A 13,397-nucleotide genomic window follows, 5' to 3' on the forward strand; every position below is an offset into this window, starting at 1 on the left:
GTCCAATAGGCGACACATCACCGGTTACCCGCCAAATCTCTCTTTCCGCAGTCGGCTCAACCGCCTATGATCCCGGGAAAAACAAGCTCAGGCAGAATGAAAACCGGGAGACAGTATGCGTCTGACATGCCCGAACTGTGACGCACAATACGAAGTGCCGGACGAGGTGATCCCGACCGAGGGGCGCGACGTGCAGTGTTCGAATTGCGGCCATACATGGTTCCAGCCGCCGGCCGGCGCACCGATGCCGGAGCCCTCGGATACCGAGGACGAGACGCTTCCGCCCGGCTACGATGACGACGACGACGAGGAATACGAGGACGAACCGCGCCAGACCGGACCGGACCACGGCCAATCGGACGCCTATGACGACGATTACGACGACGAGGAGGCGCCCGCCGAACCGGCCCCAGGCGGGCAGGCCGCACGCGGCCTCGACCCCGACATCTCGGATATCCTGCGCCAGGAGGCCGCGCGCGAAACGCAGCTTCGCGCCCGCGAGGCAGAAGCGCTGGAAAGCCAGCCGGACCTGGGGCTTGACGCCTATCCGGGCGACGAACCCAAACGGCGCGCCCGCGAGGCGCAGGACCGCATGGCCCGGATCCGCGGCGAAGAGCCTGAGACTGAAGACGAAGCCGCCGGGTCCCGGCGCGGCCTGCTGCCCGATATCGAAGAGATCAACTCGACCCTGCGCGGCGCCGACGCCGTGACCGCCGCTCCGGCGCCGGTCTCCGCCAAACGGGTGCGCAAGCGCCGCTCAGGTGGGTTCATGCGCGGCCTCACAGTGATGCTGCTGTTCGGCGCGGTGCTGTTCCTGCTTTATGCCAATGCGCCGCAAATCGCCCGCAGCGTGCCGCAGGCCGACCCGATGCTCAGCGCCTATGTCGCACTGGTCGATCAGGCCCGGCTCTGGCTCGACGCCCAGGCCGCGGCGTTCGTGCCGCGCCCCTGATCACGCCAAAGGCGCCCATGAGATTTTTCGTCGAAAAATCTCGGCCTCCGGCGGGAGTATTTCAGGCAAAGTGAACGCGCGGACCGACGTCAGAACCGGTCCAGCAGGCGCTTGAGATAGTCCAGCTCGATCTGCGGCCGCTCCTGATCGCCCGAGCGGCGGCGGATTTCGTCCAGCAACTCGCGTGCCCGGCGATAGACATCCTCGCCGCCCAGCAGGTTCTCATCCGTATGGATGCCGCCCTGGGATCCGGGGGTGCGACCCAGCGGGTCGCGGTTCTGGGCGCGCATGTCGCCCTCCTGGCTGCCCTGCCCGGGCTGCTGTTCCTGCGCCAGCGCCTCGCCCAGCGAGCGCATGCCCTCGCGCAGCGCCTCCATCGCCTCGGCCTGGCGGTCGATCGCCTCGGGCAGGTCGTCTTGCCGCAAGGCATCCTCGGCCCCCTCCATGGCGCGGCCGGCGCGGCCCAGCGCCTCGCGCGCCGCATCGCCCTCGGGCGTGCCCTGCCCCGGCAGGTTCTGCTGCTGGCGGCCCAGCTCGTCGCGCAGCGCCTGCTGCCGGTCGGCCAGCGTGCCCGGATCGGGCTGGCCACCCTGGCCATCCTCGCCGCTGCCCGGCTCGCGGCCCGCCTGGCCCTGGCCCTCGTGACTCTGGCCCCGGCCCTGACCGCCGCTGCGGCCTTCGTTCTGCTGGTTCTCGCCCGCCTGCGCACCGGGGTTGAACTGTTCCTGCAAATCGCGGAACGCCTGATCCGACAGACCCTGCTGGTTGCGCAGCGTCTCGGCCAGCCCCTCCATCGCGCGCTGCCCCTCGGACTGGCCGTTCTGGCCCTGCCCCTGGGTCACGCGCATGTTCTCCATCATCTGCTGGAACTCCTGCAACGCCTGCTGCGCCTCGGCCATCCGGCCCTGTTCCATCAGTTCCTGGATCCGGTCCATCATCCGTTGCAGATCGTCCTGGGTCATTTGCAGGCTCTGCTGGTCCTGACCCTGCTGGCCATCGCGCTCCTCACTGTCGCCATCGCGCTGCGCCTGCTGCATCAGCTGTTGCAGGTAGTCCTCAGTCGCCTCGCGCAGCTCCTGCATCAGCTCGGCAATCTCCTGATCGCTGGCGCCGTTCTTCATCGCCTCGCTCAGCCGCTCCTGCGCCTGCCGCATCCGCTCCAGCGCGTCGCTCAGCGTGCCATCCTCAAGCAGCAGTGCCAGATCCCACAGCGCCTGCGCGATCTCTTCCTGCTGCGCCACCTGCAAGCCGCCATAGCGGTTCAGCGCTTCCAGCCGCCGCAGGATCACCCGCAGCCGCAGATAGGCGGTTTCGGATTTGAAGACATCCTCGGGCCGGTGCGACACCGCCCGCAGGAGAAGCGCCACCCGCGCCGCGTTCTCGCGCGACCAGAGCAGGTCGCGGCGCATCTCGATCACCGTCGCCGCCAGCGGGTCAAAGAACCGCCGCGCCGGCAGCGCCACGCCATAGGGCATGGTCAGGGCCTCCTGCCCGGCCGCATCCTGCGCCACCAGCGTGATCGTCACCGGCAAATGCGCCCAGGGGTGCTGCGAGAAATCCTCGACCAGGTTCTCGGTGAAATCACGCCGGTCGCCCGAGATCGGCAAGGGCAGATCGACCGTGACTACCTCGCGCGGCTCGGGGTCCACGCGCAACCCATGGCGCCGGTCGACCGCCGCCAGGTCCAGCGAGATCCGGGCGACCCCGCCCGTCACGCCATAATCGTCGGCGGCGGCAAAAGGCATCACCATCTGACCGCCCGCGCCGCTTTCCGCTTCGCCCGCGATCTCGATCACCGGCGGCTGGTCCGGTTGCATCGCAACCTGCCAGCCGCGCCCGCCCGGACCTTTGATCGCCAACGTGCCGCTGCGCACCACCACCAGCGACTGTTCCGGGTTCTCGGGCTGCGCCAGGGGCGTGTCCGACAGCGTCTCGGCCAGGCTCAGTTGCCCCACCTCGCCATAGAACCGCAGGGTGATCCGGGTGCCCTGTGGCACCTCCAGAACATCCGCGGCCTGCTCGTTCAGGTAACGCGTCGGCAAGCCGGTATAGCGTGGCGGCTCGATCCAGCCTTCCCAACTGGGTCCCGCCGCCGCCGCGGCTGCGCCGGGGGCAAGCCCCGCCACCGTGCTGACCTGCCGGACCGAGCCAAAGACCACCGCAACCGCCAGGCACAGAACCGCCATGTAACGCAGCCCCAGCGGATCGCGCGACCGCAGGGCCAGATCGGGCGGCACCGCCCGCGCCCCGGCCACCCGCGCCGCCATCCGTGCCTGATGCGCCCGCCACAGCCCGACCGAGGCGGCATCTCCCGCGCCGATCGCCTGATGGTCCAGCAGGGCCTGCACCGGCCGCCCCGGCAGGGTCGCATCCAGCCGCGCCAGCACCTCAGCCCGGTCGGGCCAATGCATCCGCCGCGCACCCCGGACCAGAGCCCACAGCAGGCCAAGACCCAAACAGACCGCGCCCGCCCACGTCCATTCGACCGGCACCATGTCCTGAAGCCCCAGCATCAGCACCGACAGCCCCAGCATCAGGAGAGAGAACAGCGGCCAGAACGCGCGCAACAGGCGCTCGGCGATCATGCCCGCGCCCGTCGCCGTCAGCACCAGGCGGCGCAAGGGCAGGATCTGGCTCTGGTTGCGTTTCAAAACGGGCCTCCTTCGGGGCCCGCGCGGGTCACCCGCGTCAAAGCCACACGGGAATGGTATCGCGGTTTATGATTTCGTCAAAGCTCGGCCTTGCGCGAATAACCGCGAATTGATCTCCGTTCACCAGAACCTCGGGGATCAGCGGCCGTGTATTATACTCGCTCGACATCACCGCGCCATAGGCCCCGGCGCTGCGGAACGCCACCAGATCACCGGCGGCAAGCGGCGGCATCAGCCGCCCCTTGGCAAAGGTGTCGCCGGTCTCGCAGACCGGCCCCACGATGTCATAGGGCTGCGGTTCGACCCCCGGTTCGGGCTCGATCACCGGCACGATATCGTGATGCGCGTCATACATGGCCGGGCGGATCAGATCGTTCATCGCCCCGTCAAGGATCAGGAAATCGCGCCCCTCGCCGGATTTGACATAGATCACCCTGGACACCATCAGCCCGGCATTGCCCGCGATCAGGCGGCCCGGCTCGATCTCGATCTCGCAACCCAGATGCCCCAGCGTACGCTTGATCAGCGCGCCGTAATCCAGCGGCAGGGGCGGCGCCTCGTTCGAGCGGGTATAGGGAATGCCCAGACCCCCACCCAGATCCAGTCGACGGATGTCATGCCCCTCGGCGCGTAACCGCTCGGTCAGATCGGCAACTTTCTGATAGGCGGCTTCGAACGGCGCCAGATCGGTCAGTTGCGAGCCGATATGCACGTCGATCCCCACCACCTGCAACCCCGGCAGCGCGGCGGCATGGGCATAGACCGCGCTGGCCCGCGCGATCGGGATGCCGAACTTGTTCTCGGACTTGCCGGTGGCGATCTTGGCATGAGTCTTGGCGTCCACATCCGGGTTCACCCGGATGGTGATCGGCGCCACCTTGCCCAGGCTCAGCGCGACCGTGTTGATCGCCTCCATCTCGGGTTCCGATTCCACGTTGAACTGGCGAACACCGCCTTCCAGCGCGACCCGGATTTCCTCGGCGGTCTTGCCCACGCCCGAGAACACGATCTTCTCGCCCGGCACACCTGCGGCCTTCGCCCGCAGATACTCGCCCATCGAGACCACATCCATCCCCGCCCCGGCCTGCGCCAATGTCCGCAGGATCGCCTGGTTGCTGGCCGCCTTCATCGCGTAACAGACCAGGTGATCGGTCCCTTCCAGCGCCTCGTCGAAGAGCTGGAAATGCCTGAGCAGCGTCGCCGTGGAATAGACATAGAACGGGGTGCCCACCGCAGCGGCGATGTCGGTCAGGGGCACATCCTCGGCGTAAAGCGCGCCGTCGCGATAGAGAAAATGATCCATACCGCGCGCTTATCCCGAAACGCCCCGCCAGATCAATCGGTCCCGCATTTTGTGAGTATTTATGACCAGAAAGAAGCCCAATCGCACCCCTGCTTCTTTCTGGTCGAAAATACCTCCGGGGGAGTCGCGCAAAGCGCGACGGGGGCAGCGCCCCCTATCGCGACCGCAGGAACAGGTAGAGCGGCAGGCCGCAGCTCACCCCGATACCAAACGTGGCCGGCACAGCCAGCAGACCGGTCCAGTTGCGGGTCCGCCAGGTCTCGGCCAGAACCCAGACCGTCAGCGCGACCGCCGAGATCGTGAGGTCCCAGACCAGTCCGGAACTGGCGGCATTGGCGTGCCAGGCATCAACCATAGCCCCCAGGTCGACGCCGTTTTCGGCGAACCATTGCAGGAAATACCACATCGGATGGATCGCCCCCCAGATCGCAAGGGCGAGAAAGATCAGGCGCAACGGGGTCAAGGCCACCTCCTTTGTTGCGCCTCGATCTAGGGCGCGGACCGGTACGATCCAGCCCGGCGATATCAGGCGGGCGCGACCATCGTCCGCTCCGCTCCGCTCAGTCCCGCGACCGGCGTTTCCGGCTCGCCATCGGCGCCGCAGCCCGACAACAGTGCGCCCAGCGCAACGATCAGGCCCAGTCGGATCGCATTCATGCCAGCATCTCCTTCCAGCGGGCGATCTGCGCGCGCACCTGCGCGGGCGCCGTGCCGCCATAGCTCTGGCGCGAGTTTACCGAGTTTTCCACGCCCAGCACACCATAGACATCCGCGGTGATGCCCGCATGCGCCGATTGCATCTCGTCGAGGCTCAGGTCCGGCAGATCGCAGCCCTTCTTCTCGGCCAGCGCCACCAGGCTGCCGGTCACATGATGCGCATCGCGGAACGGCAGGCCCAGCACCCGCACCAGCCAGTCGGCCAGGTCCGTCGCCGTCGAAAAGCCCGACCCAGCAGCGGCGGCAAGAGACGGGCGGTTCGCGGTCATGTCGCGCACCATGCCTTCCATCGCCGCCAGCGCCAGCATCCAGTTGTCGGCGGCGTCAAAGACCTGTTCCTTGTCCTCCTGCATGTCCTTGGAATAGGCCAGCGGCAGCCCCTTCATCACCATCATCAGCGCGGTATTGGCGCCAAAGATGCGGCCCACCTTGGCGCGGATCAGCTCGGCCGCGTCGGGGTTCTTCTTCTGCGGCATGATCGACGAGCCCGTCGAGAACCGGTCGGACAGGATCACGAACCGGAATTGCGCGCTGGACCAGATCACCAGCTCCTCGGCAAAGCGCGACAGGTGCATGGCGCAGATCGAGGCGACCGACAGGAACTCCAGCGCAAAATCGCGGTCACTGACCGCGTCCAGCGAATTGGCCGTGGGCCGGTCGAACCCCAGCGCCGCCGCCGTCATGTGCCGGTCGATCGGGAACGACGTTCCCGCCAGCGCCGCCGAGCCCAGGGGCGATTCGTTCATCCGCGCGCGGGCGTCGCGCACCCGGCTCAGGTCGCGGCCGAACATCTCGACATAGGCCATCATGTGATGGCCCCAGGTCACCGGCTGCGCGGTCTGGAGATGGGTGAACCCCGGCATCACCCAATCGGCGCCTGCCTCGGCCTGACCCAGCAGCGCCCGGATCAGCGCCAACAGCCCCTGTTCGGCGGCATCGAACTGGTCGCGCACCCACAGTTTGAAATCGGTCGCCACCTGGTCGTTGCGCGACCGCGCGGTGTGCAGCCGCCCCGCCGGTTCGCCGATGACCTCCTTCAGCCGCGCTTCGACATTCATGTGAATGTCCTCTAGCGCGGTGGAAAAGACAAACGAACCGCCCTCGATCTCTGACAAAACGGTGAGCAGCCCTTCCCGAATGGCCTCGGCATCACTATCCGTAATAACGCCCGTGGCTGCCAACATGGCCGCATGGGCCCGCGAACCCGCGATGTCCTGGGCCGCCATCCGCTTGTCGAACCCGATCGAGGCATTAATTGCTTCCATGATCGCGTCCGGTCCGGCGGCAAAGCGGCCGCCCCACATCTGGTTCGAGGTCTTGTCGGTCATCGTGCTAAACCCTTCGGAGGGGATATGAAGAAACTGTTGCTCGCCCTCGTCTATACCGCCGCCGCGCTGGGCGCAAACCCATCCACCGGCCTCGCCGCCGACCGCGCCGAGATCGAGGCGCTGCGCGACGGCGACCTGAAGAAACTGATCGTGCTGCCCGAACGTCGCGCCGTGTCTCAGGTGCCGTTCCAACTGGCCGACGGCGCGGGCGAGGCCACTCTGGGCGACTACAAGGGCAAGGTGGTGCTGCTGAACTTCTGGGCCACCTGGTGCGCCCCCTGCCGCAAGGAGATGCCCCAGCTATCGGCGCTCCAGTCCGAACTGGGCGGCGACAGGTTCGAGGTGCTGACCATCGCCACCGGCCGCAACTCGCCCGCCGGGATCGAGAAGTTCTTTGGCGAGATCGGCGTCGACAACCTGCCCCGCCATCAGGACCCCAAGCAGGCGCTGGCCCGTGAAATGGCGGTGATCGGCCTGCCGATCACGGTGCTGATCGATGCCGACGGGATGGAGGTCGCGCGCCTGATCGGCGACGCCGACTGGAACTCGGACAGCGCCCGCGCGATCATCTCGGCGGTTATCGGCACCGAAGGCTAGGCCGCGACCTCCGGCGCGCTTCATGCTACCCTGTCTGGGTCCGCGCGCAGGAGGAATGACGATGTGGCCCGACCAGAGATTGTGTGACCTTCTGGGGATCGAACATCCGATCATCCAGGCCCCGATGACCGGCACCTGCACGCCTGCGCTGGCCGCTGCGGTGTGCAACGCCGGCGGGCTCGGCTCGCTGGGCTGCGCCGAAAAACCGCTGGACCGGATCCGGCGCGAAGTGGCCGAGCTGCGCGCCCTGACCGACCGCCCGTTCAACCTGAATTTCTTCACCGTCGATGCGCCCCGCACCGATCCACAGACCCTCGCCCGCACCCGGGACCGCCTGAAGCCCTGGTATGACCGCTACGGCCTCGGCACCCCGCCCGAGCAGTTGCCCGACCTCAAGGCAGGGTTCGACGCCGAAAAACTCGACCTGATGCTCGAGCTGCGCCCGCGCATGGTCAGTTTCCATTTCGGCATTCCCGATGCATCCATGCTGACCGCGCTCAAGAGCGCCGGGATCATCCTCGTCGGCACCGCCACCACCGCTGCCGAGGCCCGCGCGCTGGACCACGCGGGCTTTGACGCGATCATCGCCCAAGGCTGGGAGGCGGGCGGTCACCGCGGCTCGCACCGCGTGACCCGACCTTACGAGGGCGTCGGAACCGTGGCGCTGGTGCCGCAGGTGGCCGATGCGGTCTCGGTGCCGGTGATCGCAGCGGGCGGCATCGCCGACGGGCGCGGCATCGCCGCCGCGCTGGCGCTGGGGGCATCCGGCGTGCAGATGGGCACCGCCTTTCTCCGCTGCCCCGAGGCCGCAACCGCAACCGCCTGGCGCGACCGGCTCCGCACCGCGACCGAGGCCGACACGATGGCCACCGATGCCTTCTCTGGGCGCTGCGCCCGCGCGCTCCGCTCGCGCTACGCCGAGGAAATGGCGCAGCACCACGACCCCCTGCCCGGCTTCATCCAGATGTATGCGCTCTCGGGTCCGCTGCTCGACGCCGCCCCGGACGAGGAGGTCTCGTTCCACCTCTGTGGTCAGGCCCTGACGCTCGGCCGCGACATCACCGCCGCCGACCTGATCGCGCAGCTGGTCGAAGAAACACGGGCCAGTCTGGCCCGCCTCGCCCCGCGCTGACGTCACGCCACCCTTTGACAAGCGCCGTACTCCGGTTCCACTCTGCGTGTCACGGAGGACCCCATGCCACTTGAAATCCTGCTGATCCTGGTGATCGGCGGCATATCGGCCATCGCCGTGATCCTGCACCTGACCGGGCGCTCGCACCGGGCGGTCCTGCTGCCCGAAGACGCGCGCGCCGCCTGGCACCGGCATTTCCCCGACGACATGATCCTCGGGATCGCCGTCGCGCGCGACGGCCACGCCGCCCTGATCGAGACCGAACAGGGCCCCGGCCTCCTTTGGTCCTTCGGGGCCGACACCGTGGGCCGCCACCTGCGCGATTTCGACGTCATGGATCACCCCCACGGCCTGCGCGTCCTGTTCCACGATTTCACCGCGCCGCAGGTGACACTGCACCTTTCCCCCGACGAACGCCGCGACTGGCAGGCCAGGATGACCCCCAGATGACCGACACGCTCAGCTTTCCCGATCCCACGCAACTGGCGGTGCCCTTCTTCATCGCCGCCATCCTGATCGAGTTCCTGTGGATCGCGATGAAGAAGCGCGGCGGTCGCTACGAGACCCGCGATGCCGTCACCTCGCTGATCATGGGCGCAGGCTCTGTGGCCGAGGGGATCATCCTCGGCTTCATCGCCTGGGGTTTCTTCATGTTCCTCTGGCGGCTGACGCCGCTCGACCTCGGCACCTCGGTCTGGGCGCTGATCGCCTGTTTCGTGCTGGACGACCTGCGGTATTACTGGGTGCACCGCTTTGGCCACCGCATCCGCTGGGTCTGGGCCAGCCATGTCAACCACCATTCCAGCCAGCACTACAACCTGACCACCGCGCTCAGGCAAACCTGGACCGGCACCTTCACCTTCATGATGGTGGTCAAGGCGCCGCTGGTGCTGTTGGGCTTTCACCCCGCGCTAGTCCTGTTTGCCGGCGGGCTCAACCTCATCTACCAGTTCTGGATCCATACCGAGGCGATCGGCAAACTGCCCCGCTGGTTCGAGGCGGTGATGAACACGCCCAGCCACCACCGCGTGCATCACGGCCGCAACCCCCGCTATCTGGATTGCAACTATGCGGGCGTGTTCATCATCTGGGACAAGATGTTCGGCACTTTTGTGCCCGAGCAAGAAGATGAAAAGGTCGATTACGGCCTCGTCCACAACCTCGGCACCTTCAACCCGCTGCGGGTGGCGTTCCACGAATGGCTGGGCATCTGGCGCGACATCACACAACCCGGCCTGACCCTGCGCCAGCGGCTCGCCTATGCCTTTGCCCCGCCGGGATACAGCCATGACGGCAGTCGCGACACCTCGGAACAGATCAAGGCCAAGCACCTTGCCCGCCACCCGCAGGACCGCGGCACGCCGGGATTTCGCACCTGATCCGGGCAGAAACCTCGGATTTTAGCCAAATCAGCCCGCCGCGACGGTACCGGCGCAGCCGCTCCCCCCGGCGCTCAACCTGCTGAATATGTGAGATTTTTCACGCCCGCTGACAGGCGCGCGCGTGATCTCGCGCATTTTAGGAAAACGCGCGCCTTAACCCCCGATTCACGGATTTGACAAACTCTGGGCAGGCTCGCCGCCGATCCATGGGATGGAAACACCGTCATGCAGAACCGCCGCTCCAAACTGGCCGACTTGCCGCCCGGCACCGACAGCCCGCTCAGCGCCGCGATCTCTGGGCGCGACCGCTCGGCGGTCAAAATGGCGACCGACGCGGTGCGCCACGGCGATTGCATGCTGGCCTACCAGCCGGTGCTACAGGCCCGCCCGCCGCACACAGTCGCCTTCTGGGAAGGCTTCATTCGCGTGCTTGACGAGACCGGCCGCCAGATCCCCGCCCGCGATTTCATGCCCCAGGTCGAAAACACCGAGATCGGGCGCGAACTGGACCGCATCGCGCTCGACACCGGCCTCCGCCTCCTAAGGGAAAAACAGGACATCCGCCTGTCGATCAACATGTCGGCCCGCTCCATCGGCTTTCAGTCCTGGATGCAGACTCTGGAGCAGCACCTGTCCCGCGACCCGTCGCTCGGCGAACGGCTGATCCTCGAAATCAACCAGACCTCGGCCATGGCGACACCGGAACTGGTGATCGACCTGATGGACCGGCTGCAACCGCGCGGCATCGCCTTTGCGCTCGACGATTTCGGCGACGGCCCCATCGACTTCAACGCCTTCCGCGACTTCTTCTTCGACGCGGTCAAGATCGACGGCCGTTTCGTGCGCGGAGTCAGCGGCGACCACGGCAATCAGGCCATCGTGCGCGCCCTCATCGCGCTGGCCCGCGAGTTCGAGATGCTGATCATCGCGGAATCGGTCGAGACAGAGGCAGACGCGGCCTTTCTCGTCGAAAACGGCGTGAACTGCCTCCAGGGCTATCTCTACGCCGCCCCCACGGTCACCCCGAAATGGGCCAAAAAGCGTGCGAATCCAACGCCCAAGGCCGAGGCCTGACAAACCCCCTCCGAACTCGCGCATATGTGAGACAAGCTGTCCGTTGCTGCACGTGCAGCATTACGCTATGTCAAGGGCGCTTCATCGGGGAATAAGCTGCGCTCCAGAGTCGACATATGACTCGTTTGCCGTCAGATTTCCCACCAGACCATGACGGCATAGGATCGTATCACATGACCAACATCGTAATTGCATCGGCCGCCCGTACCGGCGTCGGCAGCTTTGGCGGATCTTTCGCAAACACCCCCGCCCATGACCTCGGCGCCGCAGTGCTCGAAGCGGTCGTGGCGCGCGCCGGGATCGACAAGTCCGAGGTGAGCGAAACCATCCTCGGCCAGGTGCTGACCGCGGCGCAGGGCCAGAACCCCGCCCGCCAGGCCCATATCAACGCTGGCCTGCCCAAGGAAAGCGCCGCCTGGGGCATCAACCAGGTCTGCGGCTCGGGCCTGCGCGCCGTGGCGCTGGGCGCCCAGCACATCCTGCTTGGCGACGCCGATATCGTCATCGCCGGCGGCCAGGAAAACATGACCCTGTCGCCCCATGCCGCGCATCTGCGCGCCGGTCACAAGATGGGCGACATGAAATACATCGACACCATGATCCGCGACGGGCTGTGGGACGCGTTCAACGGCTATCACATGGGCCAGACCGCCGAGAACGTCGCCGAACAGTGGCAGATCAGCCGCGAGATGCAGGATGAATTCGCCGTCGCCTCGCAGAACAAGGCCGAAGCCGCGCAAAAGGCCGGCAAGTTCGCCGACGAGATCACGCCCTTCACCATCAAGACCCGCAAGGGCGACATCGTGATGGACAGTGACGAATACATCCGTCACGGCGCCACCATCGAGGCGATGCAGAAACTGCGCCCCGCCTTCACCAAGGACGGCAGCGTCACCGCCGCCAACGCCAGCGGCCTGAATGACGGCGCAGCCGCCACCCTGCTGATGACCGCCGAGAACGCCGAAAAGCGCGGGATCGAGCCGCTGGCCCGCATCGCCTCTTACGCCACCGCCGGGCTCGACCCGTCGATCATGGGCGTCGGCCCGATCCACGCCAGCCGCAAGGCGCTGGCCAAGGCCGGGTGGAAGGTCGAGGACCTGGACCTGGTCGAGGCCAACGAAGCCTTTGCCGCCCAGGCCTGCGCGGTGAACAAGGACATGGGCTGGGATCCGGCCATCGTCAACGTCAACGGCGGCGCCATCGCCATCGGCCACCCGATCGGCGCCTCGGGCTGCCGCGTCCTGAACACCCTGCTGTTCGAGATGAAGCGCCGCAACGCCAAGAAGGGTCTCGCAACCCTCTGCATCGGTGGCGGCATGGGCGTCGCTCTCTGCGTGGAGCGTGACTGATCGCCCGAACCGGCCATAGGAACAGGGCGCCGTCAGGCGCCCTTTTTCGTGGCATTCCAACCATATGCTGCAACTGCGACAATATTGGCACTCTGCAATGCGGAAAATCTCCGCGAAACAATATTGCGCATTTCAGCCTCACAGCGTAACAGCATTATCAAGCCAATTCAGATCTGGAGGATTCTTCAATGGCACGTACAGCACTCGTCACCGGCGGTTCGCGCGGCATCGGCGCCGCGATTTCCAAGGCGCTCAAGGCCGAAGGCTACAATGTCGCCGCCACCTATGCCGGCAATGACGAAGCCGCAGCCGCCTTCACCGCCGAAACCGGCATCAAGACCTACAAGTGGAACGTCGCCAGCTACGAGGAAAGCGCCGCAGGCATCGCCAAGGTCGAGGCCGATCTGGGCCCGATCGACGTCGTCGTCGCCAACGCCGGCATCACCAAGGACGCGCCCTTCCACAAGATGACCCCGGAACAGTGGCAGCAGGTGATCGACACCAACCTCACGGGCGTGTTCAACACCGTCCACCCCGTCTGGCCCGGCATGCGCGAGCGCAAGTTCGGCCGCGTCATCGTGATCTCGTCGGTCAACGGTCAGAAAGGCCAGTTCGCCCAGGTCAACTATGCCGCGACCAAGGCAGGCGACATCGGCATCGTGCGTAGCCTGGCCCAGGAAGGCGCCCGCGCCGGCATCACCGCCAACGCCGTCTGCCCCGGCTATATCGCGACCGAAATGGTCATGGCGGTGCCGGAAAAGGTCCGCGAGTCGATCATCGCGCAGATCCCCGCAGGCCGCCTGGGCGAGCCCGAGGAAATCGCCCGCTGCGTGGTGTTCCTGGCCTCGGACGACGCCCAGTTCATCAACGGCTCGACCATCTCGGCCAACGGCGCCCAGTTCTTCGGCTAAA

General features: G+C 66.6%; 13 protein-coding genes. 8 read left to right on the forward strand and 5 right to left on the reverse strand.

Going from position 1 to position 13,397, the window contains the following annotated elements; translation table 11 throughout:
• Positions 1-115 precede the first annotated feature (115 nt).
• Entirely contained in the window at positions 116-952 is an 837-nt protein-coding gene (locus OE747_RS06915; protein ID WP_263827868.1) for a zinc-ribbon domain-containing protein, read from the forward strand.
• Between the two features lie 89 nt (positions 953-1,041).
• On the opposite strand, the gene OE747_RS06920 is transcribed toward OE747_RS06915, so the two are convergent.
• The 5 genes from OE747_RS06920 to argH all read right to left on the reverse strand — a co-directional run bounded on the left by OE747_RS06920 (position 1,042) and on the right by argH (position 6,951).
• Complete coding sequence (locus OE747_RS06920; RefSeq protein WP_263827869.1) at positions 1,042-3,603, reverse strand: TIGR02302 family protein; 2,562 nt, start codon at positions 3,601-3,603, stop codon at positions 1,042-1,044.
• A 37-nt stretch (positions 3,604-3,640) separates the two neighbouring features.
• Positions 3,641-4,906: a diaminopimelate decarboxylase gene (gene lysA / locus OE747_RS06925; RefSeq protein WP_263827870.1), complete on the reverse strand. Its 1,266-nt coding sequence runs from the start codon at positions 4,904-4,906 to the stop codon at positions 3,641-3,643.
• A gap of 154 nt (positions 4,907-5,060) precedes the next feature.
• Complete coding sequence (locus OE747_RS06930) at positions 5,061-5,360, reverse strand: DUF2834 domain-containing protein (protein ID WP_263827924.1); 300 nt, start codon at positions 5,358-5,360, stop codon at positions 5,061-5,063.
• A gap of 71 nt (positions 5,361-5,431) precedes the next feature.
• Positions 5,432-5,563: a hypothetical protein gene (locus OE747_RS06935; RefSeq protein WP_263827871.1), complete on the reverse strand. Its 132-nt coding sequence runs from the start codon at positions 5,561-5,563 to the stop codon at positions 5,432-5,434.
• A complete protein-coding gene (argH, locus tag OE747_RS06940) occupies positions 5,560-6,951 on the reverse strand; it encodes an argininosuccinate lyase (RefSeq protein WP_263827872.1) in 1,392 nt (463 codons plus the stop codon). The genes OE747_RS06935 and argH overlap by 4 nt, the downstream gene beginning before the upstream one ends.
• Before the next feature lie 24 nt (positions 6,952-6,975).
• On the opposite strand from argH, the gene OE747_RS06945 reads away from it, so the two are divergent.
• From OE747_RS06945 to phbB, 7 genes are all read left to right on the forward strand, one after another.
• Positions 6,976-7,548, forward strand: coding sequence for a TlpA disulfide reductase family protein (locus tag OE747_RS06945; protein WP_263827873.1), 573 nt, complete (start codon positions 6,976-6,978; stop codon positions 7,546-7,548).
• 55 nt (positions 7,549-7,603) lie between these two features.
• Positions 7,604-8,680: an NAD(P)H-dependent flavin oxidoreductase gene (locus tag OE747_RS06950; protein WP_263827874.1), complete on the forward strand. Its 1,077-nt coding sequence runs from the start codon at positions 7,604-7,606 to the stop codon at positions 8,678-8,680.
• A 63-nt stretch (positions 8,681-8,743) separates the two neighbouring features.
• Complete coding sequence (locus OE747_RS06955; RefSeq protein WP_263827875.1) at positions 8,744-9,130, forward strand: hypothetical protein; 387 nt, start codon at positions 8,744-8,746, stop codon at positions 9,128-9,130.
• A complete protein-coding gene (locus tag OE747_RS06960; protein ID WP_263827876.1) occupies positions 9,127-10,059 on the forward strand; it encodes a sterol desaturase family protein in 933 nt (310 codons plus the stop codon). The genes OE747_RS06955 and OE747_RS06960 overlap by 4 nt, the downstream gene beginning before the upstream one ends.
• 228 nt (positions 10,060-10,287) lie before the next feature.
• Complete coding sequence (locus tag OE747_RS06965; RefSeq protein ID WP_263827877.1) at positions 10,288-11,136, forward strand: EAL domain-containing protein; 849 nt, start codon at positions 10,288-10,290, stop codon at positions 11,134-11,136.
• Between the two features lie 173 nt (positions 11,137-11,309).
• Entirely contained in the window at positions 11,310-12,485 is a 1,176-nt protein-coding gene (locus OE747_RS06970; protein WP_263827878.1) for an acetyl-CoA C-acetyltransferase, read from the forward strand.
• 188 nt (positions 12,486-12,673) lie between these two features.
• On the forward strand, positions 12,674-13,396 hold the full coding sequence (phbB, locus tag OE747_RS06975; RefSeq protein WP_164129165.1) for an acetoacetyl-CoA reductase: 723 nt from the start codon (positions 12,674-12,676) through the stop codon (positions 13,394-13,396).
• Position 13,397 lies beyond the last annotated feature (1 nt).

This window comes from Ruegeria aquimaris (genome assembly GCF_025751555.1).
In the GTDB taxonomy this organism is placed as follows: domain Bacteria; phylum Pseudomonadota; class Alphaproteobacteria; order Rhodobacterales; family Rhodobacteraceae; genus Ruegeria_B; species Ruegeria_B aquimaris.